Here is a 25,782-nt window from a genome sequence, read left to right as displayed (position 1 = left end):
TCGCAACAACTCACCAACCCTGCAAGCGAAACCGCACCCGCACCCGCACCCGCACAACCCGACCGACAGGTGGTGGCACCCGTGCGCCTGCGCACACCCCTCGCCCTGCTCGGCGCCGCTCTGCTCGTCCTCGTGGGCCCACCGCTGCTCACGACCGGCAGCGGCGCCGAGACCGGCACCCACATCCCGGGCCTGCGCCTCATGGTCCCCAACACGCCCGGCGGCGGCTACGACATCACCGCCCGCACGGCCGCGAAGAACGCCGAGGACGCCGGACTCACCCGCTCCGTCGAGGTGTTCAACCTGCCCGGCGCCGGCGGCACGGTCGGGCTCACCCGCCTGGTGAACGAGCGCGGCAACGGCAAGCTGGCGATGTCCATGGGGCTCGGGGTCGTCGGCGCCGTCCGCTCCAACCACGCGCCCCGCACCCTCGCCGACACCACGCCCATCGCCCGGCTCACCGAGGAGCAGGACGTGGTGGTGGTCGCCGAGGACTCCCCGTACCGGACCATCGACGACCTCGTCACGGCGTGGAAGGCGGCCCCCGGCCGGCTCCCCGTCGGCGGCGGTTCCTCCCCCGGCGGCCCCGACCACCTCGCGCCGATGCTGATGGCGCAGGCCGCCGGGATCGCGCCGCGGGACGTCAACTACATCCCGTTCGACGGCGGGGGCGAGTTGCTCGCCTCGATCCTCGGCAGCAAGGTCGCCTTCGGCGTCTCCGGGGTCGGCGAGTACCGCGACCAGATCGAGGCCGGTGAGCTGCGGCTGCTGGCGGTGACCGGTCCGAAGCGCGTGCCGGGTCTCGACGCGCCCACGCTCAAGGAGTCCGGCTACGACGTGGAGTTCACGAACTGGCGGGGTGTCGTCGCCCCGCCCGGCCTCACGGACGCCGAACGCGACAAGCTCGTCCGGCTGCTGGAGGCGCTGCACGACACGGAGGAGTGGCAGGAGTCCATGAAACGCAACGGCTGGGACGACGCGTTCCTGACCGGCGACGAGTTCGGCGCGTTCCTGGCCGCCGAGGACGAGCGCGTGGTGTCGGTACTGAAGGAGCTCGGCCTGTGACCACTCCCCCCACCCCGGCACCCGAGCAGAAGACCCCTCCGGCGCCGGCCACCCCCCGCAGCGCCCGCTCCTGGCTCCGCGACCACTCCGAACTGGGCGTCTGCGTCCTTCTCCTCGCCCTCGGCGTGCTCGTCCTCACCGACGCCCTCACCATGGACGTCGACATCACCCAGCGCGGCCCGGTCGGGCCGAAGACCGTGCCCGTCGTGGTCGGCGTCGCCCTGCTGCTCGTCGCCACCCTGCTCGCCGTCGACGTGCTGCGCGGCGGCCGGGGCCAGGCGGAGGCCGGCGAGGACGTCGACCTGTCCGAGCCCCCCGACTGGCGCACGGTGCTGCTGCTGTCCGGCGTGTTCCTGGGCTCGGCCGTCCTCATCGAACCGCTCGGCTTCCCCGCCGCGGGCGCCCTGCTGTTCTGGGGTGCCGCGTACACGCTCGGCAGCCGCCGGGTGGACCGCGACCCGCTGATCGCGGCGGTGCTCTCGCTGGCCGCCTACGCCCTGTTCGACAAGCTGCTCGGAGTGCCGCTGCCCGGCGGCCCGCTGATGGGAGTGCTGTGACATGAACGCCCTCGACTCCCTGCTGGACGGCTTCGGTACGGCCCTCACCCCGCTCAACCTCCTGTGGGCCGCGGTGGGTGTGCTGCTCGGCACGGCCATCGGGGTGCTGCCGGGCATCGGTCCGGCGATGGCGGTGGCCCTGCTGCTGCCGGTGACGTACGGGCTCGACCCGACCGGTGCGTTCATCATGTTCGCCGGCATCTACTACGGCGCGATGTTCGGCGGTTCGACGACCTCGATCCTGCTGAACACGCCCGGCGAGAGCGCCGCCGTGGTCGCCGCGATGGAGGGCAACCCGATGGCGAAGTCGGGGCGCGGCGCGCAGGCCCTCGCGGCCGCCGCCGTCGGCCACTTCGCCGGCGGCATGGTGGGCACGCTGCTGCTGGTGGCGCTCGCACCGACGGTCGCCGACCTGGCGGTGGACATCGGCGCGCCGGACTACTTCGCCATCATGGTGCTGGCGTTCATCGCCGTGACGTCCGTCCTCGGCTCGTCGCGCATCCGGGGCCTGGCCTCGCTGCTGATCGGCCTGACCATCGGTCTGATCGGCCTGGACCAGATGACCGGGCAGCAGCGGCTGACCTTTGGTTCGCTGCATCTCGCCGACGGGGTGGACGTCGTCATCGTCGCGGTGGGTCTGTTCGCGATCGGCGAGGCGCTGTGGGTGGCCGCCCATCTGCGGCGCCGGCCGCCCGAGCCGATCCCGGTGGGCCGGCCGTGGCTGGGCCGTGCCGATCTGCGGCGCACCTGGAAGTCCTGGGCGCGCGGCCCGTTCATCGGCTTCCCGTTCGGCGCGATCCCGGCGGGCGGCGCGGAGATCCCGACGTTCCTGTCGTACGTGACGGAGAAGCGGCTGTCGAAGCACAAGGACGAGTGGGGCAAGGGCGCCATCGAAGGTGTGGCGGGCCCCGAGTCGGCGGCGTCCGCCTCCGCGGCGGGCACGCTGGTGTCGATGCTGACGCTGGGCCTGCCGACCACGGCGGTCGCGGCGGTGATGCTGGCCGCGTTCCAGCAGTACGGCATCCAGCCCGGGCCGCTGCTCTTCGAGCGGGAGCCCGACCTGGTGTGGGGCCTCATCGCCTCGCTGTTCGTCGGCATGGTGCTGCTGCTCGCGCTGAACCTGCCGCTCGCGCCGCTGTGGGCGAAGCTGCTGCGCGTCCCGCGGCCGTACCTGTACGCCGGGATCATGTTCTTCGCGGCGGTCGGCGCGTACGCGGTCGGCGGCGAGGTGATCGACCTGGTGCTGCTGCTGGTCATCGGCCTGATCGGGTTCGGGATGCGGCGCTACGGACTGCCGGTGCTGCCCGCCGTCATCGGCGTCATCCTCGGTCCGGCCGCCGAGCAGCAGCTGCGCCGCGCGCTCCAGATCAGCGACGGCAGCGTCACCGGCCTGGTGAACACGCCGTTCTCGGTGACCGTGTACGCGGTCGTGTCGCTGCTGCTCGCCTGGCCGCTGCTCCGCAGGGCGCTGCCGCGCCGTACGGCCACGCCGGCCGAGACGCCGGAGACGTCCGGGGAGTCCGGTTCCCGTACGCCGTCCGACCGGGGCGTCTGAGGCTCCCGAGCCGTCGAACGGCGGTCGCACTCCCCGGCTTCGGGCCGGGACGCCTCACCGCGTCCCGGCCCGAAGCGTTCCCCCCCCCGCTGGTCGCGCGACCAAACACCCGGGGCGGCCCCGGTGAGCCGGGTGAGCCGGGCGGCCCTGGTGAGCCGGGCGATCCCGGTGAGCCGGGAGGCCCCGGTGTCCCCGCCCTACATCTGCACCGCGTCCTTCCGGGCCGTCTCCGTCTGACGGGGCGGCCACCACATGTACGGCGTCCTGGACCGCTGCCCGGAGGTCCCCTCCGGGCAGCGGTTCGTCTCGGCCGCGGGTTCAGACGAGGCGGGCGAAGACGACGAGGTTCTCGGTGTAGTCCTTGGCGGCGCGGTCGTAGGCGCCGGCGCAGGTGATGAGCCGGACCTGCGCGTCGGGGGTGTCGGCGTACACGCGCTCGTTCGGGAAGTCGTCCTTGTCGAAGGACTCCGCCTCGTCGACGACGAACGTGGCACGGGTGCCGTCGGCGCGCCGCACCTGGAAGCGGTCACCCTTCTTCAGTTCGCTGAGGCGCGCGAAGACGGCCGCGGAGGTCTTGGTGTCCACGTGCCCGGCGATGATCGCCGTGCCCAGCTCGCCCGGGGAGACGCCCTTGGCGTACCAGCCGACGAGGTTGGTGTTGTTCGGCGGGGGCGCTTCGAGCTGGCCCTTGCTGTCGACGTCGAGTGCCGTGAAGGGGGCGTTCACGCCGATGGACGGGATGACCAGCCTCGTCGGCGCGGAGCGCGGCAGGTGCTTGCCGGGGGACCGTTCGGCGGGGGACGGCGAGGCGGCGGAACCGCCCTCGGCCGGTCCGGTGGACGCGTCGGCCGAGGGCGCCGCGGCGACCGTGCGGGAGGCGTGCGGCCCGTGGGCGTCGTCGGGCGGGTCCTCCCCGCCGCCCATCAGCGTGGTGGCCAGCAGCAGACCGGCCCCGCCCCAGAAGACCGCGGTCATGACGGAGCGCACTCTGCGCCTCGTCGGGGACGCCTGGTCGGGTTTCACGGGAGTGGGGGGACTGGCCGGCATCGGGGGAACCACCTCGTTCGGGCACGGCGGAGGACTGTCAGGGAGGGAGGACTCGGAAGGGGGCGGGCGGGGCCGTCGTGACGCGCTGTGCGCCAGGGACGGCCCCGGCCGCTATGACCCCGGGCACGGCTCAGGCCATGTTCCCGGAGACCTTCTTACGGCGCAGTGCGTAGGCGCCGGTGCCGAGGACCGCGAGCGCGGCCAGGCCGCCCGCCGTGACACCGGGCTGCGAGGCGAGACCGCCGCCGCCGGTGTGCACGCCGCCGTGCGGCTTGTCGTGCTTCCACTCCTTGTCCTGCTTGCCGCTCCAGGACTCCTCGCTCTCCGAGTCGCCCTTCTCCTTGTAGGTCTCGGGGTCGTACTTCGGGTCCTTGGCGGTGCCCCAGTCGTCGCCGGTCACCGCGGACAGGGCGCCGCCGCCCGCGTGGACCCCGCCGTGCGGCTTGTCGTACTTGCCGCCCTGGTCGTGCTTGCTCTCCTTGTCGTACTCCTTGCTGTGGGAAGACTTGTCGTGGCCGCTGTCGCCGTCGTGGTCGGCGTAGGCCGCGGGGGCGGCGATGGCGAGAGCCGCCGTGGCCGTCGCGGCGGCGAGCACCATGCGGGCAGAGCGCATCTGAGAGTCCTTCCGCTGGAGGCCGGGCAGCTGACTCCGCGTCAGCACAACTCTCCCGGGCTCCGGCCTGATCCACGCTCAGTCATGTCCCGCGACCTCACCATCCGGGACGATCACACGGGTTAACTCCCCCACTCCTCCGGCCGTGCGCCGGCTCGCTTCCGTCGCATCCCGTGCTCTCTTGCCGCCGGATCGGGACGCCGCCTAGGCTGCTTTTGTGCCGCTAATAAACAAAACCCGTTCGCACAGTGCCGTGCCGGGTACCGACCTCGTCCGACTCCGACTCGCCCTGACCGCCTTCTTCGCCCTGGACGGCTTCGTCTTCGCCGGCTGGGTCGTGCGCATCCCCGCCATCAAGGACCAGACCGGGGCGTCCGCGAGCGCCCTGGGGCTCGCGCTGCTCGGCGTCTCCGCGGGCGCCGTGATCACCATGACGCTGACCGGCCGGCTGTGCCGCCGGTACGGCAGCCACCTGGTCACCGTGGTCTGCGCGGTCCTGCTCAGCGTCAGCGTGGCCCTGCCGCCGCTGACCCACTCCGCGCTCGCGCTGGGTTTCGTGCTGCTGCTGTTCGGCGCGGCCTACGGCGGGATCAACGTCGCCTTCAACAGCGCGGCCGTCGACCTGGTCGCGGCGCTGCGACGGCCCATCATGCCCAGCTTCCACGCGGCGTTCAGCCTGGGCGGAATGATCGGCGCGGGGCTGGGCGCCCTGGTCGCGGGGTCCCTGTCACCGGTCCGGCACCTCACAGGGCTCGCCGTGATCGCACTGCTGGTGACTGGGGTCGCGGGGCGGGCGCTGATGCGGTGCGAGCCGCTGACCCCCGCGCACGGAGGACGCCCCGACGAGAGCTCCGCTGCCCCGCGCGACCGGCGCACCCGTGCCCTGGTGGTCGTCTTCGGGCTGATCGCGCTGTGCACCGCCTACGGCGAGGGCGCGCTGGCCGACTGGGGCGCGCTCCATCTGGAGCAGGACCTGGACGCCTCGCCGGGCGCGGCGGCCGTCGGGTACCTGTGCTTCGCGCTCGCCATGACGATCGGCCGGCTGAGCGGCACCACACTGCTGGAACGGCTGGGCCGGACCCGCACGATCCTGGTGGGCGGCTCCACGGCCGCGGCCGGCATGCTGCTCGGCGCGCTCGCCCCGTACCTGTGGGCGGCGCTGCTCGGGTACGCCGTCACCGGGCTGGGGCTCGCCAATCTCTTCCCCGTCGCCGTGGAGCGGGCGGGCGCGCTGGCGGGCCCGAGCGGGGTGGCGACCGCCTCCACGCTGGGCTACGGCGGGATGCTGCTGGGCCCGCCCGCGATCGGTTTCATGGCCGACTGGTACAGCCTCCCGGCCGCTCTCACCAGCGTGGCGGTGCTGGCGGCGGTGGCCACCGTCATCGGGTTCACGACCCGGCACGTGCGGACGGACTGAGCGACCGGCGGGGATCGTCGGGCGGTCCCGGGGTACCCGGTCGTCGGCGTCCGCCGGTCCTCCGCCCGGCGGACGCCGCAAGCGACCACCGCGCGGATCCGGGAGAGAACGTGAGCGAGCAGCAGAACCCCGTCGACCAGCACCCCACCCCCGACTTCCCCTCCCAGGACCAGCCGCATCCGGGGTGGACCGGCCCCATGGACCCGCCGCCGGACCACGGTGAGGACTCCTACCGTGGCAATGGCCGCCTGACCGGCCGTACGGCCGTGATCACGGGCGGGGACTCCGGCATCGGCCGCGCGGTCGCCCTCGCGTTCGCCCGCGAGGGCGCCGACGTGCTCTTCACGTACCTGGACAGCGAGAAGGACGAGGCGGACGAGACCGCGCGCTGGGTCGAGGAGGCCGGCCGCCGCGCCGTGGCCGTCTCCTGCGACATCCGGGAGGAGGAGAACTGCCGGGCACTGATCGACCGGGCGGTCTCCGAGTTCGGCGGCATCGACATCCTGGTGAACAACGCCGCGTACCAGATGTCGCAGCCGGACGGCATCGAGGCGATCACCACCGAGCAGTTCGACCGGGTGGTGCGGACCAACCTCTACGGCATGTTCTGGCTGTGCAAGATGGCCGTGCCGCACATGCGGGAGGGCGGCAGCATCATCAACTCGGCGTCCGTGCAGGCGTACAAGCCGAGTCCGCATCTGCTGGACTACGCGACCACCAAGGGCGCCATCGTCACGTTCACGCAGGGACTGGCGCAGATGCTGATCGAGCGGGGCATCCGGGTCAACGCCGTGGCGCCGGGCCCGGTGTGGACGCCGCTGATCCCGGCGACGCTGCCGGACACCGCGGAGTTCGGCAAGCAGGCCCCCATCGGGCGTCCGGCCCAGCCCGCCGAGATGGCCCCGGCGTACGTGTTCCTCGCCTCGCAGGAGGCGTCGTACATCACCGCCGAGATCGTGAACGCGACGGGCGGGACGCCGCTGCCGTAGGGCACTCCGAAAAGCACTGACCGCACCGGCCCTCCGTGGGGCAGACTCCCGGCCATGGAGACTGCCTGGTACCTGGAGATCCTTGAGCACGAGGGCCGGTTGCTGGCCGACGCGGCGGAGCAGGCGGGGCCCGGAGCCGCCGTGCCCGCCTGCCCGGACTGGCAGGTGAGGGACCTGCTGCGGCACACCGGCGTGGTGCACCGGTGGGCGGCGGGCTTCGTCGCCGACGCGTGCCCGGCACCCCGCCCGATGGAGGAGCACCCGGGCCTGGACGGTCCGGAACTGCTCGCCTGGTACCGCGCCTGCCACCGCGCGCTCGTCGACACGCTCCGCGAGGCGAAGCCGGACGTGGAGTGCTGGACCTTCCTGCCCGGCGCGGGCTCCGGGCTCGGCTTCTGGGCCCGCCGCCAGGCCCACGAGACGACCGTGCACCGCTGGGACGCGCAGGCCGCGCGCGGCGGCGACCCGGCACCCGTCGCCACGGACTTCGCGGTGGACGGCGTCGACGAACTGCTGCGCGGCTTCCACGCCCGCCGCAAGAGCAGGGTCCGCACCCCCGGACCGCGCGTGCTCCGGGTACGCGCGACGGACGCGGACGCGGTGTGGACGGTACGGCTGTCGCAGGAACCCCCGGTGACCACGCGGGACGCCGTCGGGGACGCGGAGTGCGAGGTGGCCGGTCCGGCCGCCGAGCTGTACCTGTCGCTGTGGAACCGGCTTCCCGTGCCGAAGGTGACGGGCGACCCGGCGCTCGCGGAGCTGTGGCGGGGGACGTCCGCGATCGTCTGAGGCCGTGATGCTTGCCCGCCGGCCGCCCGCCTGTTTCACTCCCGGCATGCGTGAGCACGGGGGAACGGGATCGGGCGGCCGGCGCGGCCAGGCCGAGCGGGACGCCATCACCGTCGAGATCGGGTACGCGCTGTGCAGCGCGGCCTTCGCGGCGGCCGTGGTGTTCGGCGCGGTGGCCGGCCCGGCGCTGCTGTTCGCGCTGCCGGGGACGGTGGAGACGGTTCTGGTACGCGGGGGCGGTGTCCTGGCGGGGGTGCTCTTCGCCGTCCGCACCGTGTCCGTGCTGGTGCGGTTCCGGCGGGCGGATCAGCCCAGCCAGCCCGGCCGCACGAGTCCGGACTCGTAGGCGAGGACGACCAGTTGGGCGCGGTCACGGGCGCCCAGCTTGACCATGGTGCGGCTGACGTGGGTCTTGGCGGTGAGTGGGCTCACCACCAGGCGGCGGGCGATCTCCTCGTTGGTCAGGCCCAGTCCGACCAGCGCCATCACCTCCCGCTCCCGCTCGGTCAGCTCCGCCAGGGCTCCCGCGGCGGCCGGCTCCTTGGAGCGGGCGGCGAACTCAGCGATCAGCCGGCGCGTCACACCCGGCGAGAGCAGGGCGTCGCCGTCGACCACGGCCCGTACCGCGCGCAGCAGTTCGTCCGGCTCGGTGTCCTTCACCAGGAAGCCGGAGGCGCCCGAGCGGATCGCCTCGAAGACGTACTCGTCCAGCTCGAACGTGGTGAGCATGACGACCTTCACGTCGGCCAGGTCCGGGTCCCCGGTGACGCGGCGGGTCGCGGCGAGGCCGTCGAGCCCGGGCATGCGGATGTCCATCAGCACGACGTCGGGCCGCACCTCGTGGATCAGGTGCAGCGCCTCCCCGCCGTCGGCCGCCTCCCCCGCCACCTCGATGTCCGGCTGCGCGTCGAGCAGGGCCCGGAACCCTGCCCTGACCAGTGACTGGTCATCGGCGAGCACCACACGGATCACCGGTCCTCCTCGGTCCCGATCGGCAGGACGGCGAGCACGCGGAACCCTCCGTCCGGGCGGGTGCCCGCCTCGATGGTGCCACCGAGCGCGGCGGCCCTCTCCCTCATGCCGGCCAGCCCGTTGCCGGTGCCGCCCGCGTCGGCGCCGGTGGCGGGCCCGTCGTCGTCGACCAGCAGCCGCAGCCGCCCGTCGCGCCGTTCGATGTGCACGCGCGCCTCACGGGACCCGGAGTGCCGTACGACGTTGGTGAGTGCCTCCTGCACGATGCGGAAGGCGGCCAGGTCGGCGCCGGGCGACAGCCGGGGCGGCTCGCCCTCGACGGTGACGGTCAGTCCCGCGCTCGCGGCCTGTTCCGCCAGTTCGGGCAGCCGGTCCAGGCCGGGGGCCGGGGTACGCGGGGCGGCTCCGGGGGCGCGCAGGGTGTCGAGCACCTGACGCACCTCACCGAGCGCCTCCTTGCTCTTGCCCTTGATGGTGGTGAGCGCGGTGCGGGCCTGCTCGGGGTCGCTGTCCAGCAGGGCGAGTCCGACACCCGCCTGGACGTTGATGACGGAGATGCTGTGCGCGAGCACGTCGTGCAGTTCACGGGCGATGCGCAGCCGCTCCTCGTCGGCGCGCCGCCGTTCCGCACGGGCCCGCTCGGCCCGCTCGCGCGCCCACTGTTCACGGCGGACACGCGCCAGTTCGGACACGGCGAGGAGCGCCACGACCCAGGTGGCGACGACGATCTCCTCGGTCCAGGGGGCCGCGTCGTCGCCGGACGGGGGCAGCCACCCGTACAGGACGTGGACGAGCAGCAGATGCCCGGCCCACAGCGTCCCCATCGCCGCCCAGGCCGCGTACCGCCGTCCCGAGACGACGGCGGCGAAACCGGCCACCGCGACGGTCAGGAGTACCGGCCCGTACGGATATCCGGCCCCGAGGTACAGCAGGACGGCGGCCACCGTCCCCCACAACACGGCGACGGGGTGCCGCCACCGCCACAGGAGCACCGCGCCCGACAGGAGCAGCAGCACGCGGCCCAGCGGGTCGAGGGCCACCCGTTCGCCCGCTTGGGCGTGGTCGGCGAAACCGGAGCCGACCAGCACGAAGGCGGTGAACAGCACCGTGGAGGGCCACGGCAACCGGGCGCCCTGGACCCGCTCGGCGGCGCGACGGTCCCAGCCGGGCGGGCCGTACCGCCACCACCGCTCCGGCGGACCGACGCCGGGCCCACGCTGTTCGTCCATGCCCGCCACGCTAGACGCCGGGCCCGCCCGGCGCCGTCGGCCGGACGGCGTGATCACACGTACTCCCGGGGAAGTACGGCCGGGAGGGGCGCTGAGCGCCCGGGAGACGCGGCGGGGCGGCATTCGACGGGCGGGCGGGAGTGTGGGGACGGGCACGAAGCGCAGGCCGGCCGCGAGGCGCGGGGCTCGGTGGCGGCGGCCGGTCGCAGGTGGCGGCGACCGGCCGCAGACCCACCACGCGAGCGATGCCGCAGGGTGTGGCCCTGGGGCGCCGTCCCGCAGGCCGACCGCGAGGCTGCCCAGCCCGGATAACCGCAGCCCCCAGACCACCTGCGAGGCTGCCCAGCGAGGAAAGACCCCAGCCCTCCAGACCACCCGCGAGACGCGAAGCCCGGAAGACCCCGGCCCTCAGATCGCCCTCGCAGGTGCCCGGCCCGGAAGACCCCGGCCCTCAGACCACCGCGACGATGCCCAGCTCGGAAAGCCCAGGCCCCAGACCACCCGCAAGACACGGAGCCTAGGGGGTGGCGGCCGGTCGGAGTCCCACCGTGCGGGCGAGGCCGTCGACCGTGTGGCGGAAGAACGCGTCCCTCTCCTCCACGATGCGGGTGAACTGGCCGAACACCTCGAAGCCGATCAGGCCGAGCAGCTGCGCCCAGACGGCCACGCAGGCCGGTGCCACCGCGGGCGGCAGGTCGGGGACGAAGTCCGCCGCCATGCGCGCGGCCTCGGGCTCCAGGTGCGCCGGGACGGGCGCGACGTCCAGCTCCCCTGCGCGGTGCGCGTCACGGACGACGTCGATGAGGGCGAAGCCGACGCGTGCGGCGGCCGGGACGGTGGTCGCGGGTGCGGCGTACCCGGGCACCGGGGAGCCGTAGATCAGCGCGTACTCGTGCGGGTGGGTCAGCGCCCAGCCGCGGATGGCCTCGCACACGGCGGTCCATCGTGCCCCCGCGGGGGCGCCGTCGGACGCCTTCAGGGCCGCTTCCGCCGTCTCGCCGAGGGAGTCGTAGGCGTCGGTGATGAGAGCGGTCAGCAGGTCGTCACGGCTGGGGAAGTAGCGGTAGATCGCGGAGGAGGCCATGCCGAGCGTCCTGGCCACGGCCCGCAGGGACAGCTCGGCGGCGCCCTGTTCGGCGAGCCGCCGACGCGCCTCCTCCTTGATGGCCGCGGTGATCTCGATCCTCGCCCGTGCGCGGGCACCGTGCGGTGTGCTCGTCATGCCGTCAGTGTTCCACGAAAACAGAGCGGCGCACACAAACGAGAGCACCGCTCTTGCATTGCCGCACCCGACCGGGCACACTGAAGTCGAAGCGAGAGCAGAGCTCACAAAACAGAGCGGCGCTCTCCCCCGTCCTTCCCGGAGGTCCCGATGTCGTCGTCCACGCCGCACTACCTCACCGCCGGTCCCGTCGCCGCCCGCTTCAACCGGATCGTCGGCTGGCTCGCCCGGCACGGCATCAGCCTGGCCGGCAGCGCCGAGCTGTCCGTCCGCGGCCGCAAGAGCGGGCAGATGCAGCGGCTCCCGGTCAACCCGCACACCTTCGAGGGGCAGCAGTACCTGATCTCGGCGCGCGGCCACTCGCAGTGGGTGCGCAACATGCGGGTCGCCGGAGGCGGTGAACTGCGCGTCGGCCGCAAGGTGCGCACCTTCACGGCCGTGGAGATCCCCGACGAGGAGAAGCTGCCGCTGCTGCGCACCTACCTGGAGAAGTGGGGCTGGGAGGTCAACCAGTACTTCAAGGGGGTCACCGCCAAGTCCTCCGACGAGGAGATCCTGGCGGCGGCCCCCGACCACCCGGTCTTCCGGATCACCGTCCGGGACTGACCCCGGTCACTGTCCGGCGCCTGCCTCGCCGCCGCCGCTCGCGGGACGCCGGTCCAGCGCCATCAGCGCGCGGTGCGCCATGGGATGGGTGCGGACCAGTTCGCCGAGCGTCGTCGAGCCCTGCGTGATGTCCTTGAACGCCTTCCACGCCGGGCGGAAGCCGGTCAGCACCGCGTGGAAGACGCCCGGACGCTGCTCGAACGCCGCCAGCATCCGCTTGCCGATGCTCATCTCCACGCCGAGGCCCGCCTTCACGGCGAACGCGTAGTTGAGGGCCTGGCGGCGGGTGTCCACGGCGTCGTGCGCCTCGGCGATGCGCACCGCCCACTCCCCCGCCAGCCGGCCGGAGCGCAGCGCGAAGGAGATGCCCTCGCGGGTCCACGGCTCCAGCAGCCCGGCAGCGTCACCGCAGACCAGCACCCGGCCGCGGGACAGCGGCGAGTCGTCGGCCCGGCAGCGGGTCAGATGCCCGGAGGAGATCGCCGGTTCGAAGCCCGCGAGGCCGAGACGGGCGATGAAGTCCTCCAAGTAGCGCTTGGTGGCGGCGCCTTCGCCGCGCCGCGAGATGACGCCCACGGTGAGGGTGTCGCCCTTGGGGAAGACCCAGCCGTAACTGCCGGGCATGGGGCCCCAGTCGATGAGCACCCGCCCCTTCCAGTCCTCGGCGACCGTCTCCGGCACCGGGATCTCCGCCTCCAGGCCCAGATCGACCTGGTCCAGCTTCACCCCGACGTGCGCCCCTATGCGGCCTGCGCTGCCGTCGGCGCCCACCACGGCCCGCGCGAGCACCGTCTCGCCGCCCTGGAGGACGACGGCGACCGTGCGCCGGTCCGGCACGGCCGAGCCGTGCTGCTCCACGCGCTGCACGGCGACACCCGTGCGCAGTTCGGCCCCGGCCTTCTGCGCGTGCTCGACGAGCTGCTGGTCGAACTCGGGCCGGTTGATGAGCCCGAAGAGCATCTGCCGGGAGCGGCGGGTCCGGGCGAAGCGGCCGTTGCTGGAGAACGTCACCGCGTGCACCCGGTCCTTGAACGGCAGTTCGAAGCCGGGCGGCAGGGAGTCGCGCGACGGGCCGATGATGCCGCCGCCGCAGGTTTTGTACCGGGGCAGCTCCGCCTTCTCCAGCAGCAGTACGCGCCGCCCCGCGACCGCCGCCGCGTAGGCCGCCGACGCCCCCGCGGGTCCCGCGCCCACCACGACGACGTCCCACACCTGCCGCACGTCGTCCGCCGAAGAGTTCTCGCTGCTCACGATGGTCCGCTGCTCCGATCACGCCGCCTGCCGCTGCTGTCCTCCCGCATCCTACGGCGGCGGTCGTGACGGTCCGCTGTGGGAGGATCGGCGGCGTGAGTGCCCCTTACATGGGTCACTCACGCACACCACACGATCATCGCGTACCGCGAAGTACGCACTTGCACAACGTCGCACCCACAAGGAGCGTGCCCATGTCGTCGAATCCGGTCGCCGCGACCGTCGCCTCACTGATGCCCAGGGCGAAGGAGGAGCTCACCGAGCTGGTGGCCTTCAAGTCGGTGGCGGACTTCGGCCAGTTCCCCCGCGAGGAGAGCGAGGGCGCCGCCCGCTGGATCGCCGCCGCGCTCACCGCCGAGGGCTTCCAGGACGTCGCCCTGCTCGACACCCCGGACGGCACCCAGTCGGTCTACGGCCACCTCCCCGGCCCCGAGGGCGCGAAGACCGTGCTGCTGTACGCGCACTACGACGTGCAGCCGCCGCTTGACGAGACCGGCTGGACCACGCCGCCGTTCGAACTGACCGAGCGCGACGGCCGCTGGTACGGGCGCGGCGCCGCCGACTGCAAGGGCGGGGTCATCATGCACCTGCTCGCCCTGCGCGCCCTGAAGGCGAACGGCGGCGTGCCGGTCGACGTCAAGATCATCGTGGAGGGCTCGGAGGAGCAGGGCACGGGCGGCCTGGAGCGGTACGCCGAAGCGCACCCGGACCTGCTGACCGCCGACACGATCGTCATCGGCGACGCGGGCAACTTCCGCGCAGGACTGCCGACCGTCACCACCACCCTGCGCGGCATGACGCTGGTGCGGGTGCGCGTCGACACTCTCGAGGGCAACCTGCACTCCGGACAGTTCGGCGGGGCCGCGCCCGACGCGCTGGCCGCGCTGGTACGGGTGCTGGACTCGCTGCGCGCCGAGGACGGCAGCACGACGGTGGACGGCCTGAGCGGCGACAGCGCCTGGCAGGGCATCCAGTACGAGGACGAGCAGTTCCGCAAGGACGCCAAGGTGCTGGACGGCGTCGAGCTGATCGGCTCAGGCACCGTCGCCGACCGCATCTGGGCGCGCCCGGCCGTCACCGTGCTCGGCATCGACTGCCCGCCGGTGGTCGGCGCCACGCCGTCCGTGCAGGCGAGTGCGCGGGCGCTGATCAGCCTGCGGGTGCCGCCGGGCGTGGACGCGGCGCAGGCGACCGAACTGCTGCGCGCTCACGTCGAGTCGCACACGCCGTGGGGCGCACGCGTCACCACCGAGCAGATCGGCCAGGGCCAGGCGTTCCGCGCCGACCCGGCCAGCCCGGCGTACCAGGCCATGGCGGACGCGATGGCGGTCGCGTACCCGGGCCAGGAGATGCAGTACGCGGGTCAGGGCGGCTCGATCCCGCTGTGCAACACGCTCGCCGCCCTCTACCCGAAGGCGGAGATCCTGCTGATCGGCCTGAGCGAGCCGGAGGCGCAGATCCACGCGGTGAACGAGAGCGTGTCGCCGGACGAGCTGGAGCGGCTGTCGGTCGCCGAGGCGCTGTTCCTGCTGAACTACGCGGGTCAGGCATCCTGATAGGCCGCCCGCTGACGAGGTCGGAGCGTCCCGCTCGGGCGGGCGGGGCGCTCCGGCCCACGGGCGTCGGGCGCGGGCACGGGCGTGGTGGTGACGCGGCTCGGCCACGGCGACGGCGACGGCGATCGCACGGCACGCGGGCCGGGGGCGCACCGTAGGTGGCGGCGTTCCGGCGGACCCACGTCCCCACATGCGCGCGCAACGCGGCTCGGCGACGGCGACGACCAGGCACACGGCGCGTCGGCGTCAGGCGCACCGCGGGAAACGGCGGTGCCTGGGACCGTAAGTCCCCTCACCCCACCGGCACTCCGCCCTCCAGGTACATCGCCCGGCCGCGTTCGCGGGCGCGCAGTGCGCGTCGTAGGCGTTCGTAGCGGACGGGAGGCAGCAGGTGTGCCGCCTCCGCCTCCGAGGCGAAGCGCCAGGCGCGGAGTTCGGGGCCGGGCAGCAGCATGCGGCCGGCGTCCTCGGAGTCGAGGCGGCCGCCGTCGAACAGCAGCCGGAGTCCGCCGAAGGCGGGCGGCGCGGGCGGCTCCCAGTCGACGACGAGGAGGGCCGGCACGTGGGCCAGACGTATGCCGGTCTCCTCCGCGACCTCCCGCATGCCCGCCCGGGCGGGAGCCTCGCCGCGTTCGACGACCCCGCCGGGGAACTCCCATCCGGCCTTGTAGGTCGGGTCGACGAGCAGCACCCGGTCCTGCTCGTCGAAGAGCAGCACCCCCGCGGCGACGGTCTCCGCCGTCGGCTCGGGGGTCTGCACGATGTCGCAGGCGGGCACCTCCCCGCTGCCGACCGCCTCGGCGATGCGGCGGGCGGTGTCGCGCGGGGTGAGACTGCCGCTGTCGACCGGGTAGGCGTCGGCCGTGAGCCAGGCGGCGAGCGCCGCCTTGAACGGCTCGATGTGGTCGTACGACCACTGCCGCACCCGTATCTCCCCGTCAGGGAGGTCCTCCGGGACCTCCCGGCCGGCTATCCGCTCCCGCAGGATCGTTTCGGCCGGGGCGAGCAGGACATGGCGGACCGGTATGCGCCGGGCTGCGAGACCGCCGAAGATCTCGTCGCGGTACTCCTGGCGCAACAGGGTCATGGGGACCACCAGGGTCCCGCCGAGCTCGGCGAGCATCGCGGCCGCGGTGTCGATCACGAGGCGTCGCCAGATCGGGAGGTCCTGGAAGTCGCCGACCTCGGCGAGGTGCTTGGGCGGGAGCAGCCGGTCCAGTGCTCCGCCGATGACCTCGGGGTCGAAGAGCGTGCTGTTCGGGATCAGCTCGATCAGTTCGCGCGCGGCGGAGGTCTTCCCCGCACCGTACGCCCCGTTGATCCAGACGATCACGGTTCCCCCTCTTCTGTTGGCCCCCTGAGGCTTGCCCGTTCCACCCTGCCACGGAAACCAGATCGAGTTGAGAACACGTGAAGGCGGCGCCGGCGCCCCGTCGTGGAGGGGTGCCGGCGCCGCCTTCGACGCTGCGTGGGGCCCGTCAGGCGTTGCCGTCCCGGTCGATGTCCAGCTCCAGGGTGTTGTTCTCCCCGACCGTGCGGTCGAGGGAACCGAGCGTGTCCTCGACGTCGAGCGCGCCGAGGGCGGGGGTTTCCGTGAGCGCGTGCGACGGGGTGACGGCCGCGACGACGAAACCGGTGGCGAGGGAGGCGATGGCGAGCATGCTGCGCTTCTTCATGCCCGGCTCAACTGTGGAACGGGCCGTTGGGTCACGCCCCTCCTCGTACCCGGCCCCGGGACCGTCCCCGGCCGGGTGCGGCAGAGCCCGGCCGCCCCCTCAGACCCCCGCCACCGCCGCATCCGTGCGCCCCATGAGCGCCGCCGCTGCCGCCCCCACCAGACCCGCGTCCGTACCGGTCTGGGCCGGGACCACCGTGAGGCGCCGGACGAAGGACAGCGTGGCGAACTCGGTCAGCGCCTTCCGCAGCGGAGCGAACAGCACCTCGCCCGCCTTGCCCACGCCTCCGCCGATCACCGCGATGTCGATTTCGACCAGCGTCGCCGTGGCCGCGATTCCGGCGGCGAGGGCGCGGGCCGCCCGCTCGAAGGAGGCCACGGCGACCGGGTCTCCGGCGCGGGCGGCGGCGGCGACCGCGGCGGCGGAGGTGTCGCCGTCCGGGCCGGGCCGCCAGCCGTTCTCCAGCGCGCGCCGCGCGATGTTGGGACCGCTCGCGATGCGCTCCACGCAGCCGCGCGCCCCGCACGGGCACGGGTCGCCGTCGAGGTCCACGCTGATGTGGCCGATGTGGCCGGCGTTGCCCGTGGGGCCCGGGTGCAGCCGCCCGCCGAGCACCAGGCCGCCGCCGACCCCCGTGGAGACGACCATGCACAGCGCGTTGTCGTGGCCGCGGGCGGCGCCCTGCCAGTGCTCGGCGGCCGTGATGGCCACCCCGTCGCCGATCAGCTCGACGGGCAGCCCGCCGGCCGCGTCCCGCACCTGGGCGACCAGCGGGTAGTCGCGCCACGCGGGCACGTTCACGGGGCTCACCGTGCCGGCGGAGGCGTCGACGGGTCCCGCGCTGCCGATGCCGACCGCGCCCGCGCGCGCCCAGAGGGAGGAGGCGGAGAGGTCTCCGATCACCGCCCCGACGGCCGCCATGACGGTGTCGCCGTCCTCCCGCGCGGGGGTCGGCCGCTGGGCGCGGGCCAGGATCCGGCCCTCACGGTCCACCAGCGCGCCGGCGATCTTGGTGCCGCCGATGTCGAGCGCAGCCACGAGGTCGGTGTGCATCAGAGTCGGATCTCCCCGTCAACCGTCGGAAACCATCAGAGAACACGCTGGAAACGGCCATGCGCGACCAGGAGGCAACACATGGAGCACGACCAACGGCCCGGTCGAGCGGTGAGGTGCGGGCCGGAGTGTGCGTCGGACAGTGTCTCCCGACGCTGACAACGTTGTCCAGGCTCTATGCTCGACGCCACATCCTCATACAAACCCATGGACTCACGCATCCCCGTGGCCGACAGGACAGGACACCGCATCGTGCCGGAGACGACCCGCCGCACCGACCGCTCCCCAGGGACCCGATACGGCAACCGTCCGACGATGAAGGACGTGGCCGCCCGTGCCGGGGTCGGCCTGAAGACCGTCTCGCGGGTGGTGAACGGCGAGCCGGGCGTGACGCCGGAGACCGAGCGGCGGGTGCAGGAGGCGATCGAGGCGCTCGGCTTCCGCCGCAACGACAGCGCGCGGGTGCTGCGCAAAGGCCGCACCGCCAGCATCGGCCTGGTCCTGGAGGACCTCGCGGACCCGTTCTACGGCCCGCTGAGCCGGGCCGTGGAGGAGGTGGCCCGCGCCCACGGCGCCCTGCTGATCAACGGGTCGAGCGCGGAGGACGCCGACCGTGAGCAGGAGCTGGTGCTGGCGCTGTGCGCCCGCCGGGTGGACGGCCTGGTGGTGATCCCGGCCGGCGACGACCACCGTTACCTGGAGCCGGAGATCAAGGCCGGTGTCGCCACGGTGTTCGTGGACCGTCCGGCGGGGCACATCGACGCGGACGTGGTGGTGTCGGACAACTTCGGCGGCGCGCGCGACGGCGTGCGCCATCTGATCTCGCACGGGCACCGCAGGATCGGCTTCATCGGTGACATGCCCCGCATCCACACGGCGGCCGAGCGGCTGCGCGGCTACCGCACCGCCATGGAGGACGCGGGGATACCGGTGGCGGACGCCTGGATGTCGCTGGGCGTCACGGACCCCGAGCGGGTGCGCCGGGCGGCGCGGGAGATGCTCTCCGGGCCCGAGCCGGTCACCGCGATCTTCACCGGCAACAACCGGGTGACGGTCACGGTGATCCGGGTGCTGGCCGAGCAGGCCCGCCCTGTCGCCCTCGTCGGCTTCGACGACATCGAGCTGGCCGATCTGCTGAAGCCCGGGGTTACGGTCGTCGCGCAGGACGCCGCCGCCCTGGGCCGGACCGCCGCCGAGCGGTTGTTCCGCCAGCTCGACGGGACGCTGATCGCCCCGGAGCGCATCGAGCTGCCGACCCGCCTGATCACCCGCGGCTCGGGCGAACTGCCCCCGGCGGACTGAGCGGGGTCGGCGCCGGTGGAGGACCGTACGCTGCGTGCGCTGGGGCTGGACGGGGTGCCGCGCGAGCATCCGCTGGAGTATCCGGGCGCCTGGCCGCGCGAGTCGGGGCTGCTCGACGGCGACCGGCTGCTGCCGCTGGACCGGTGGGCGTTCGAGGACCGGGTGCCGGTGATCTCGATCGGCTCCAACGCCTGTCCCGGACAGCTGCGGCACAAGATGGCCGAGTCGGGGATCGTCGCGCCGCTGCCCATGGTGCGGTCGCGGGTGACGGGCGTGGGCATCGGCGTCTCGGCTCACGTGAGCCGCCCCGGTTACGTGTCCAACGCGCCGGTGGCGAGACCCGGCCGGGTGAGCGAGCTGTTCGTGATCTGGCTCGACGCCCGGCAGCTCACGGTGATCGACGCGAGCGAGGGCGTTCCGCTGCCTCACGGCAACTTCCGCCGCGCCTGGCTGCCCGCGCCGGACGTCCGCATCGAACTGCCCGACGGCAGCACGCTCCCCGGCGCGTACGCCTACGTCAACCGCCGGGGCGTCCTCCACGACGGCACCGGCGCCCCGCGCACCAACCCGGGCCAGCGCCCCCTCCTGACCAACCTCCTGGCCACACTCCCCCGCCTGCGGAGCCTGTTCGGCACCACGACGGAGGAGTTCGCGGCCCGTGCGTCCGCGGACCGCGCACTCTGCGAGAAGGGGACACGGCTGTTCGCCGAGGAGGGGCTGGTGACGGCCGGCGGGCTGGAGCGGTACTCGGCCCTGGACGGGGCCCGTACGCCGTTCCGGGATTAGCGCCCCTGTGTCTGCGCGAGGCGTCCGGCGCGCGCAGACGGCCGACGCCGCACAGCCGACAGGACACGCGACGGACCGGCCGCCCTCGGCCCGGACTGCGACGGGGCCCGGCTGACGCCCGGCGGCGTCCGCGGCAGCCGCCGGAGGCACTGAGGCCGAGGGGTGCGCCCGCGCGCGACGCGCACCTCATGGGTCGCCGTCGCCCCGACCGGTCCGTGCGCGGCGGTGAGCGCACCTCATGGGTCGCTGCCTGCTGCCCCGACCGGTCCGTGCGCGGCCGGTGAAGCGATTCGGGGCCGCCCCGGCCCGAGCCGTGGACAGCCGCTGCTGCCGTGGCAACGGCACGGTCACGGCCGGGAGCAGTACAACGGCGCCCGCGCGGGCGCCGTTGTACTGCTCCCGCGGCGCCCACGCGGGCGCGTGACACCGGCACGCGCCCTGGAGCAGACGGTCCCTCGACTCACCCCAGGCGGCCGAGGCGCCGGCGGAGCCGAGGCGCTACGCCGGGTTCGCCGCCGGTTCCGCCGGCGCGTGGTCGGGTTCGTACCGCAGCAGATCCCCCGGCTGGCACTCCAGTACCTCGCACAGCGCGGCGAGCGTCGTGAAGCGGACCGCCTTCGCCCGGCCGTTCTTCAGGACGGCCAGGTTCGCAGGGGTGATGCCGACGCGTTCGGCGAGTTCGCCCACGGACATCTTCCGCCGGGCGAGCATCACGTCGATGTCCACGGCGATCGGCATCAGATCACCTCGGCCAGTTCGGCGCGCATCCGGGACGCCTCCAGCTCCCGCGCCACGGCCTGGGCCAGCAGCATCCTCAGGACGAGCACGACGAGTGCGATGCCCACGATCGCCAGGCCGACCCCGCCGACCAGCAGCACGACGCCGGGCGCCACGGCCTCCCCGGGCGCCAGCAGCGCGCCGAGCGTGAAGACCAGCAGGGCCGCGGCGACGAACGCGCCGATCACGACGTGGACGTAGCGGAAGGCGGCGTAGGAGAAGACCGTGCCGCGGCGTGCCATGGTCACCAGCCGCCAGACGCAGATCAGCACGGTCTGGGCGGCCAGCACGATCAGCACGACGACGGCCAGGAGCGGGGTCCGCACGTGGGCGTACTGCTCGTCCAGCCCCTCCAGGTCGCTCGCCAGCAGCGGCACCATCAGCGTCTGCACCGCCAGGGAGCCCGCCAGCAGCGCCGCGATCACCGCGCGCAGCGCGAGCACGGTCATGTGTCCCATCGCCACTCCTCCACTCGAAGCACGATGGGAATCTATCGATTTTCGATAGCCAGCGCAATCGCGGGCGGTCGGCCCTTCACTGCGCCGAGACCGTGAGGCCCCCTCGCCGGGGTGAGGCGAAAGCCTCGAGCCCATGGCGGTCCAGGCCGCTCTCCCGCGTCACCTCGGCCTCGTCCAGGGCCCCGCAGTCGAGCCCGCGCAGCAGGTGTCCCGCCAGAGCCTTGGCCGTGGCCGGCTCGTCCATCACGTCCCCGCCGGACCGTTCGGCGTACCGGCGGAGACGGGCGGCGGCCGTGACGAATCCCTCCCGGTAGAAGGCGAAGACGGCGGCGTAGCGGGTGGGGAGGTGGCCGGGGTGCATGTCCCAGCCCTGGTAGTAGGCGCGGGCGAGGGCGCGGCGGACGAGGCCGTGGTGCAGGCGCCAGGCGTCGTGGACCCGCGCGGTGGGGCCGACCGGGAGCACGTTGGTGGAGCCGTCGGAGAGCCGTACGCCGGTGCCGGCGGCGGCGACCTGCATGACGGCCTTGGCGTGGTCGGCGGCGGGGTGGTCGGAGGACTGATACGCGGCCGAGACGCCGAGGCAGGCGCTGTAGTCGAAGGTGCCGTAGTGCAGTCCGGTGGCACGGCCGTCGGCGGCCTGGATCATGCGGGCGACGGTAGCGGTACCGTCGGCGGCCAGGATGGACTGGCTGGTCTCGATCTGGATCTCGAAGCCGATGCGGCCGGGCTCGAGGCCCCAGGTCTTCTCGAAGGCGTCGAGCAGCCGGGCCATGGCGGTGACCTGCTCGGGGTAGGTGACCTTGGGAAGGGTGAGGACGAGACCGTCGGGCAGTCCGCCGGCCCGCGTCAGGCCGGTGAGGAAGATGTCGAGGGTGCGGATGCCTCGGTCGCGGACGGCCGCCTCCATGCACTTCATGCGGATGCCGGTCCAGGGGGCCGCGGTGGCCGGCGTGCCGTGCGCGGCGGCCTCGGCGACCAGCCGGGCGGCACGGGCGGCGGTCTGGTCCTCCTCGGCGTCGGGGCGGTGGCCGTAGCCGTCCTCGAAGTCGACGCGCAGGTCCTCGACCGGTTCGCGTTCCAGCTTGGCGCGGACCCGGGCGTACACGTCCTCGGCGAGGGCGTCGTCCATCCCGAGGACGGCGCCGAACGACGCCGCGTCGGGGGCGTGTTCGTCCAGGGACGCGAGGGCCTGGTCGCCCCACTCGCGCACGGTGTCCGCGGTGAACAGGTCGCCGGGAACGTACACGGTGTGGACGGGCTGACGGGTGCCGGGATCGCCGGGATACAGGCGCTCCAGTGCGGCGTCGACCGGCGCGAGGGAGGCACCGACCTCCTCGGCGACGGCGCCCGCCAGACTCGTCGGCACCCGCTCCTGCTGCCCTTGGCCCATGCCACCCTCCCAGACGTCCGCGACCCGGATCTCGGCTCCGCGTTTCCGCGATACGGATTCAACAATTCGTTGAAGGACGGTATCCGCCGGTCTCCGTGCCGGTCAACACCGTCCTACGGGCCGGCCCGCCCCGCCACCGGGCCCGGCGGAACACGCCGAGGCCCCCGCGACCGGTGCGGTCGCGGGGGCCTCGGACGGTGTTCCGGGGGTGATCAGCCCTTGCGGGTCTTGATCTCCTCGGTCAGCTGCGGGACGACGTCGAACAGGTCGCCCACCACGCCGAAGTCGACCAGCTCGAAGATCGGGGCCTCGGCGTCCTTGTTGACGGCCACGATGGTCTTCGAGGTCTGCATGCCCGCGCGGTGCTGGATCGCGCCGGAGATGCCGTTGGCGATGTACAGCTGCGGCGAGACCGACTTGCCGGTCTGACCGACCTGGTTGGTGTGCGGGTACCAGCCGGCGTCGACGGCGGCACGCGAGGCGCCGACGGCCGCGCCGAGCGAGTCGGCGAGGGCCTCGATGATCGAGAAGTTCTCCGCGCCGTTGACACCGCGGCCGCCGGAGACGACGATCGCGGCCTCGGTGAGCTCCGGACGGCCGGTCGACTCACGCGGCGTGCGGCCGGTGACCTTGGTGCCGGTCGCCTGCTCGGAGAACGAGACGCTCAGGGACTCGACAGCGCCGGCGGCCGGGGCGGCCTCCACGGCGGCCGAGTTCGGCTTGACCGTGATGACCGGGGTGCCCTTGGACACACGGGACTTGGTGGTGTAGCTCGCGGCGAACACCGACTGGGTGGCCACCGGGCCCTCGTCGCCGGCCTCGAGGTCGACGGCGTCGGTGATGATGCCGGAGCCGAGACGCAGCGCCAGGCGGGCGGCGATCTCCTTGCCCTCGGCGGAGGACGAGACCAGCACGGCGGCCGGGGAGACGGCCTCGTGAGCGGCCTGGAGGGCGTCGACCTTCGGCACGACCAGGTAGTCGGCGTACTCGGCGGCCTCGTGGGTGAGGACCTTGACCGCGCCGTGCTCGGCGAGCGTGGCGACGGTGTCGCCGGCGCCGTTGCCCAGCGCCACGGCGACCGGCTCGCCGATGCGGCGGGCGAGGGTCAGCAGCTCCAGGGTCGGCTTGCGGACGGCGCCGTCCACGTGGTCGACGTAGACGAGAACTTCAGCCATGGGACTTCTTCTCTCCTGCTTGCGAAGTATGAGGGGCGGGAAGCGAGCCGTGCCTTGCGGCTCAGATGAACTTCTGGCTCGCGAGGAACTCGGCGAGCTGCTTGCCGCCCTCGCCCTCGTCCTTGACGATCGTGCCCGCGGTACGGGCCGGGCGCTCGGACGCCGACTCCACCGTGGTGTAGGCGTTCTCCAGGCCGACCTCGTCCTCGTCGATGTCGAGGTCGGAGAGGTCCCAGGACTCCACCGGCTTCTTCTTGGCCGCCATGATGCCCTTGAAGGACGGGTAACGGGCCTCGCCCGACTGGTCGGTGACCGACACGACCGCGGGGAGGGAGGCCTCGAGCTGCTCGGAGGCGGCGTCGCCGTCACGGCGGCCGGTGACCTTGCCGTCCTCGACGGAGACCTCGGACAGGAGCGTCACCTGCGGCACGCCGAGGCGCTCCGCGAGCAGTGCCGGGACGACGCCCATGGTGCCGTCGGTGGAGGCCATGCCGGAGACGACCAGGTCGTAACCCGCCTTCTCGACGGCCTTGGCCAGCACCAGGGAGGTGCCGATGGCGTCCGTGCCGTGCAGGTCGTCGTCCTCGACGTGAATGGCCTTGTCGGCGCCCATGGACAGCGCCTTGCGCAGCGCGTCCTTGGCGTCCTCGGGACCCACGGTCAGGACGGTGACCTCCACGTCGTCGTCCGAGTTCTCCGCGATCTGCAGCGCCTGCTCGACCGCGTACTCGTCCAGCTCGGAGAGCAGACCGTCCACGTCGTCACGGTCGACGGTCAGGTCATCGGCGAAGTGCCGGTCGCCAGTGGCGTCGGGCACGTACTTCACAGTGACAACGATCCTCAAGCTCACGCCGGCTCTCCTACTGCATCGTCATTTCTGGCTGCCTGCCTGCAGGCAGCATAGGCGCCTCAAGCGGGCGGTCCCGGTCGGGGCGACCCACGCTCCGACCGAAATATTACTCGTCAGTACACTCAGTTCCTGCCCGCTAAGCAAGCGCTTTGAACTGTGACCTTCGCAACGCAGCGTAACCGGAACTCCTCCGGCCCGCGACCGGCGTTCCCCGCGCTTCAGCCGGGCAGTCCGCCGAAGCGTCCCTGGTGGTAGACGAGGGGACGGCCGTGACCCGTGGGGTCCCCGAGCAGCACCTCGGCCACCACGATCCGGTGATCTCCCGCGGGCACCCGCGCCGCCACCCGGCACACCATCCACGCGGGCACGTCGTCGAGCACCGGCACGCCCTCCGGCCCCTCCCGCCACGCCGTGCCCGGACCGAAGCGGTCGGCGCCCCGGCGCGCGAAGGTGGCCGCGAGGTCCTGCTGGTGCTCGCCCAGCAGATGCACGCCGACGTGGCCGGTCTCCGCTATCGCGGGCCAGCTGGACCCGCCCGTGGAGACGCCGAACGACAGCATCGGCGGCTCCGCGGACACGGAGGCGAGGGAGGTGGCGGTGAAGCCGACCGGACCGGAACGGCCGCGCGCCGTGACCACCGCGACTCCCGCCGGGTGCCGGCGGAAGACGGACCGCAGCAGGTCGGGCGAGGCGGGCCGGGCCGCACCGAGGTCGGACGTTGCCGTCATGAAGAAGTCCTTCTGGGAGGGGTTACGAGCGGGTGCGCGGCTGCTCACCGGCCCGGCCGCGGCCCACGCGGGACGCGGGCATCGGCCGGGAGGGGACCGGGTACCCGACGGCGGCGAGGGAGTCCCGACGGTCCCGACGACTTGGTGTCAGGCTGACGACAACGAGCGCGCAGCGTCAAGCGGGCCCCCGCGGATGGGAGATGTCTCACCATGATCGCAACGACCGTCACAGCGCGGCGCCCAGGGCGGCGATCACGTCGGCCTTGCGCGGCTGTCCGGCCGCGCGCCGCACGATCCGGCCGCCCGCGTCGAGCACCAGCACGGTCGGGGTGCGCTCGACGCCCAGCCGCCGCACCAGCTCCAGGCGGGCCTCGGCGTCGATCTCGACGTGGCTCACGCCGGGGAGCATGGCCGCGACCTCGCCCAGCACCCGGCGCGTGGCCCGGCAGGGCGCACAGAAGGCGCTGGAGAACTGCACCAGCGTGGCGCGTTCGCCCAACTCCGCGCCGAGTTCGGCCGCGAGACCGGAGCGCGCTCCGCCGTCGCCGTCGGACCGTCCCGTGTCGTCACTGCCTCGCACTCGCCGCTCCCGCCCTGGATGTCACGTCCAACCTCCTCCAGCGCCCCAGGCGCCGCGAACATTCCCGCCCGCACCGCAAAACCCGAGGTCGACCGGCGGAACGTGACGAGAATCTCCGCCATGGACCGGCACCAGGACT

27 protein-coding genes are annotated in these 25,782 nt (G+C 73.3%); 11 read left to right on the top strand and 16 right to left on the bottom strand.

The window, feature by feature from the left end; translation table 11 throughout:
* Nucleotides 1-81: 81 nt before the first annotated feature.
* From ACF1AG_RS19910 to ACF1AG_RS19900, 3 genes are read left to right on the top strand one after another with little or no spacing between them, the layout of a single operon-like run.
* Nucleotides 82-1,065: a tripartite tricarboxylate transporter substrate binding protein gene (locus ACF1AG_RS19910; protein WP_359604433.1), complete on the top strand. Its 984-nt coding sequence runs from the start codon at nt 82-84 to the stop codon at nt 1,063-1,065.
* Nucleotides 1,062-1,622, top strand: a complete 561-nt coding sequence (locus tag ACF1AG_RS19905; protein WP_359604435.1) for a tripartite tricarboxylate transporter TctB family protein — start codon at nt 1,062-1,064, stop codon at nt 1,620-1,622. The genes ACF1AG_RS19910 and ACF1AG_RS19905 overlap by 4 nt, the downstream gene beginning before the upstream one ends.
* A gap of 1 nt (nt 1,623) precedes the next feature.
* A complete protein-coding gene (locus ACF1AG_RS19900) occupies nt 1,624-3,177 on the top strand; it encodes a tripartite tricarboxylate transporter permease (RefSeq protein ID WP_391810114.1) in 1,554 nt (517 codons plus the stop codon).
* 318 nt (nt 3,178-3,495) lie between these two features.
* Here ACF1AG_RS19900 and ACF1AG_RS19895 read toward each other — a convergent pair whose 3' ends face one another.
* Nucleotides 3,496-4,152 (bottom strand): class F sortase, encoded by a 657-nt coding sequence (locus tag ACF1AG_RS19895; protein WP_359604439.1) that lies wholly within the window; start codon nt 4,150-4,152, stop codon nt 3,496-3,498.
* A 202-nt stretch (nt 4,153-4,354) separates the two neighbouring features.
* Nucleotides 4,355-4,837 carry a hypothetical protein gene (locus ACF1AG_RS19890; protein WP_359604441.1) on the bottom strand — a complete coding sequence of 161 codons (483 nt, stop codon included), beginning with the start codon at nt 4,835-4,837 and terminating at the stop codon, nt 4,355-4,357.
* A gap of 253 nt (nt 4,838-5,090) precedes the next feature.
* On the opposite strand from ACF1AG_RS19890, the gene ACF1AG_RS19885 reads away from it, so the two are divergent.
* The 4 genes from ACF1AG_RS19885 to ACF1AG_RS19870 all read left to right on the top strand — a co-directional run bounded on the left by ACF1AG_RS19885 (nt 5,091) and on the right by ACF1AG_RS19870 (nt 8,378).
* Nucleotides 5,091-6,254: an MFS transporter gene (locus tag ACF1AG_RS19885; RefSeq protein WP_391810113.1), complete on the top strand. Its 1,164-nt coding sequence runs from the start codon at nt 5,091-5,093 to the stop codon at nt 6,252-6,254.
* Between the two features lie 110 nt (nt 6,255-6,364).
* On the top strand, nt 6,365-7,243 hold the full coding sequence (locus tag ACF1AG_RS19880) for an SDR family oxidoreductase (RefSeq protein ID WP_359604445.1): 879 nt from the start codon (nt 6,365-6,367) through the stop codon (nt 7,241-7,243).
* Nucleotides 7,244-7,297: 54 nt separating this feature from the next.
* The gene (locus ACF1AG_RS19875) at nt 7,298-8,032 is read left to right on the top strand and encodes a maleylpyruvate isomerase family mycothiol-dependent enzyme (RefSeq protein ID WP_359604447.1); all 735 of its coding nucleotides are present in this window, start codon (nt 7,298-7,300) and stop codon (nt 8,030-8,032) included.
* A gap of 46 nt (nt 8,033-8,078) precedes the next feature.
* A complete protein-coding gene (locus tag ACF1AG_RS19870; protein ID WP_359604449.1) occupies nt 8,079-8,378 on the top strand; it encodes a DUF6332 family protein in 300 nt (99 codons plus the stop codon).
* On the opposite strand, the gene ACF1AG_RS19865 is transcribed toward ACF1AG_RS19870, so the two are convergent.
* The 3 genes from ACF1AG_RS19865 to ACF1AG_RS19855 all read right to left on the bottom strand — a co-directional run bounded on the left by ACF1AG_RS19865 (nt 8,339) and on the right by ACF1AG_RS19855 (nt 11,455).
* On the bottom strand, nt 8,339-9,004 hold the full coding sequence (locus ACF1AG_RS19865) for a response regulator transcription factor (protein WP_359604451.1): 666 nt from the start codon (nt 9,002-9,004) through the stop codon (nt 8,339-8,341). The two genes, ACF1AG_RS19870 and ACF1AG_RS19865, sit on opposite strands and share 40 nt — an antisense overlap.
* Nucleotides 9,001-10,233, bottom strand: a complete 1,233-nt coding sequence (locus ACF1AG_RS19860; RefSeq protein ID WP_387797070.1) for a sensor histidine kinase — start codon at nt 10,231-10,233, stop codon at nt 9,001-9,003. Before ACF1AG_RS19860 ends, ACF1AG_RS19865 begins: the two co-directional genes overlap by 4 nt.
* A 517-nt stretch (nt 10,234-10,750) precedes the next feature.
* Entirely contained in the window at nt 10,751-11,455 is a 705-nt protein-coding gene (locus ACF1AG_RS19855) for a TetR/AcrR family transcriptional regulator (protein WP_359604454.1), read from the bottom strand.
* Between the two features lie 150 nt (nt 11,456-11,605).
* On the opposite strand from ACF1AG_RS19855, the gene ACF1AG_RS19850 reads away from it, so the two are divergent.
* Entirely contained in the window at nt 11,606-12,061 is a 456-nt protein-coding gene (locus ACF1AG_RS19850; protein ID WP_359604456.1) for a nitroreductase family deazaflavin-dependent oxidoreductase, read from the top strand.
* Nucleotides 12,062-12,067: 6 nt separating this feature from the next.
* Here ACF1AG_RS19850 and ACF1AG_RS19845 read toward each other — a convergent pair whose 3' ends face one another.
* On the bottom strand, nt 12,068-13,312 hold the full coding sequence (locus ACF1AG_RS19845) for a geranylgeranyl reductase family protein (RefSeq protein WP_359604458.1): 1,245 nt from the start codon (nt 13,310-13,312) through the stop codon (nt 12,068-12,070).
* Nucleotides 13,313-13,506: 194 nt separating this feature from the next.
* Between ACF1AG_RS19845 and ACF1AG_RS19840 the strand changes: the two genes are divergently transcribed.
* Nucleotides 13,507-14,868 carry a dipeptidase gene (locus ACF1AG_RS19840; protein WP_359604460.1) on the top strand — a complete coding sequence of 454 codons (1,362 nt, stop codon included), beginning with the start codon at nt 13,507-13,509 and terminating at the stop codon, nt 14,866-14,868.
* Between the two features lie 292 nt (nt 14,869-15,160).
* On the opposite strand, the gene ACF1AG_RS19835 is transcribed toward ACF1AG_RS19840, so the two are convergent.
* The 3 genes from ACF1AG_RS19835 to ACF1AG_RS19825 form a co-directional block, all read right to left on the bottom strand.
* Entirely contained in the window at nt 15,161-16,201 is a 1,041-nt protein-coding gene (locus ACF1AG_RS19835; RefSeq protein ID WP_387797073.1) for an NUDIX domain-containing protein, read from the bottom strand.
* A gap of 145 nt (nt 16,202-16,346) precedes the next feature.
* Nucleotides 16,347-16,544, bottom strand: a complete 198-nt coding sequence (locus ACF1AG_RS19830; RefSeq protein WP_359604464.1) for a hypothetical protein — start codon at nt 16,542-16,544, stop codon at nt 16,347-16,349.
* A gap of 99 nt (nt 16,545-16,643) precedes the next feature.
* On the bottom strand, nt 16,644-17,597 hold the full coding sequence (locus ACF1AG_RS19825; protein ID WP_359604466.1) for an ROK family protein: 954 nt from the start codon (nt 17,595-17,597) through the stop codon (nt 16,644-16,646).
* A gap of 207 nt (nt 17,598-17,804) precedes the next feature.
* Between ACF1AG_RS19825 and ACF1AG_RS19820 the strand changes: the two genes are divergently transcribed.
* On the top strand, nt 17,805-18,899 hold the full coding sequence (locus tag ACF1AG_RS19820; protein ID WP_359604468.1) for a LacI family DNA-binding transcriptional regulator: 1,095 nt from the start codon (nt 17,805-17,807) through the stop codon (nt 18,897-18,899).
* 15 nt (nt 18,900-18,914) lie between these two features.
* Complete coding sequence (locus ACF1AG_RS19815; protein WP_387797076.1) at nt 18,915-19,685, top strand: hypothetical protein; 771 nt, start codon at nt 18,915-18,917, stop codon at nt 19,683-19,685.
* A gap of 498 nt (nt 19,686-20,183) precedes the next feature.
* Here ACF1AG_RS19815 and ACF1AG_RS19810 read toward each other — a convergent pair whose 3' ends face one another.
* The 7 genes from ACF1AG_RS19810 to ACF1AG_RS19780 form a co-directional block, all read right to left on the bottom strand.
* Nucleotides 20,184-20,423 carry a helix-turn-helix transcriptional regulator gene (locus ACF1AG_RS19810; protein WP_128125523.1) on the bottom strand — a complete coding sequence of 80 codons (240 nt, stop codon included), beginning with the start codon at nt 20,421-20,423 and terminating at the stop codon, nt 20,184-20,186.
* Nucleotides 20,423-20,920, bottom strand: a complete 498-nt coding sequence (locus tag ACF1AG_RS19805) for a DUF2975 domain-containing protein (RefSeq protein WP_359601648.1) — start codon at nt 20,918-20,920, stop codon at nt 20,423-20,425. The genes ACF1AG_RS19810 and ACF1AG_RS19805 overlap by 1 nt, the downstream gene beginning before the upstream one ends.
* A gap of 76 nt (nt 20,921-20,996) precedes the next feature.
* Nucleotides 20,997-22,310 carry a DUF6986 family protein gene (locus ACF1AG_RS19800; protein WP_387797078.1) on the bottom strand — a complete coding sequence of 438 codons (1,314 nt, stop codon included), beginning with the start codon at nt 22,308-22,310 and terminating at the stop codon, nt 20,997-20,999.
* Between the two features lie 212 nt (nt 22,311-22,522).
* Nucleotides 22,523-23,485, bottom strand: a complete 963-nt coding sequence (locus ACF1AG_RS19795) for an electron transfer flavoprotein subunit alpha/FixB family protein (protein ID WP_359601646.1) — start codon at nt 23,483-23,485, stop codon at nt 22,523-22,525.
* A 61-nt stretch (nt 23,486-23,546) separates the two neighbouring features.
* Nucleotides 23,547-24,335 (bottom strand): electron transfer flavoprotein subunit beta/FixA family protein, encoded by a 789-nt coding sequence (locus ACF1AG_RS19790; RefSeq protein ID WP_359601645.1) that lies wholly within the window; start codon nt 24,333-24,335, stop codon nt 23,547-23,549.
* Nucleotides 24,336-24,553: 218 nt separating this feature from the next.
* Complete coding sequence (locus ACF1AG_RS19785; RefSeq protein ID WP_359601644.1) at nt 24,554-25,063, bottom strand: flavin reductase family protein; 510 nt, start codon at nt 25,061-25,063, stop codon at nt 24,554-24,556.
* Between the two features lie 226 nt (nt 25,064-25,289).
* On the bottom strand, nt 25,290-25,643 hold the full coding sequence (locus ACF1AG_RS19780) for a TlpA family protein disulfide reductase (protein ID WP_387797080.1): 354 nt from the start codon (nt 25,641-25,643) through the stop codon (nt 25,290-25,292).
* Between the last annotated feature and the right edge of the window lie 139 nt (nt 25,644-25,782).

The organism is Streptomyces sp. NPDC014764 (assembly GCF_043082785.1).
Classification (GTDB): domain Bacteria; phylum Actinomycetota; class Actinomycetes; order Streptomycetales; family Streptomycetaceae; genus Streptomyces; species Streptomyces althioticus.
The sequence above is the reverse complement of the archived record's forward strand: the minus strand, read 5'-3'. Positions and strand labels throughout refer to the sequence as shown.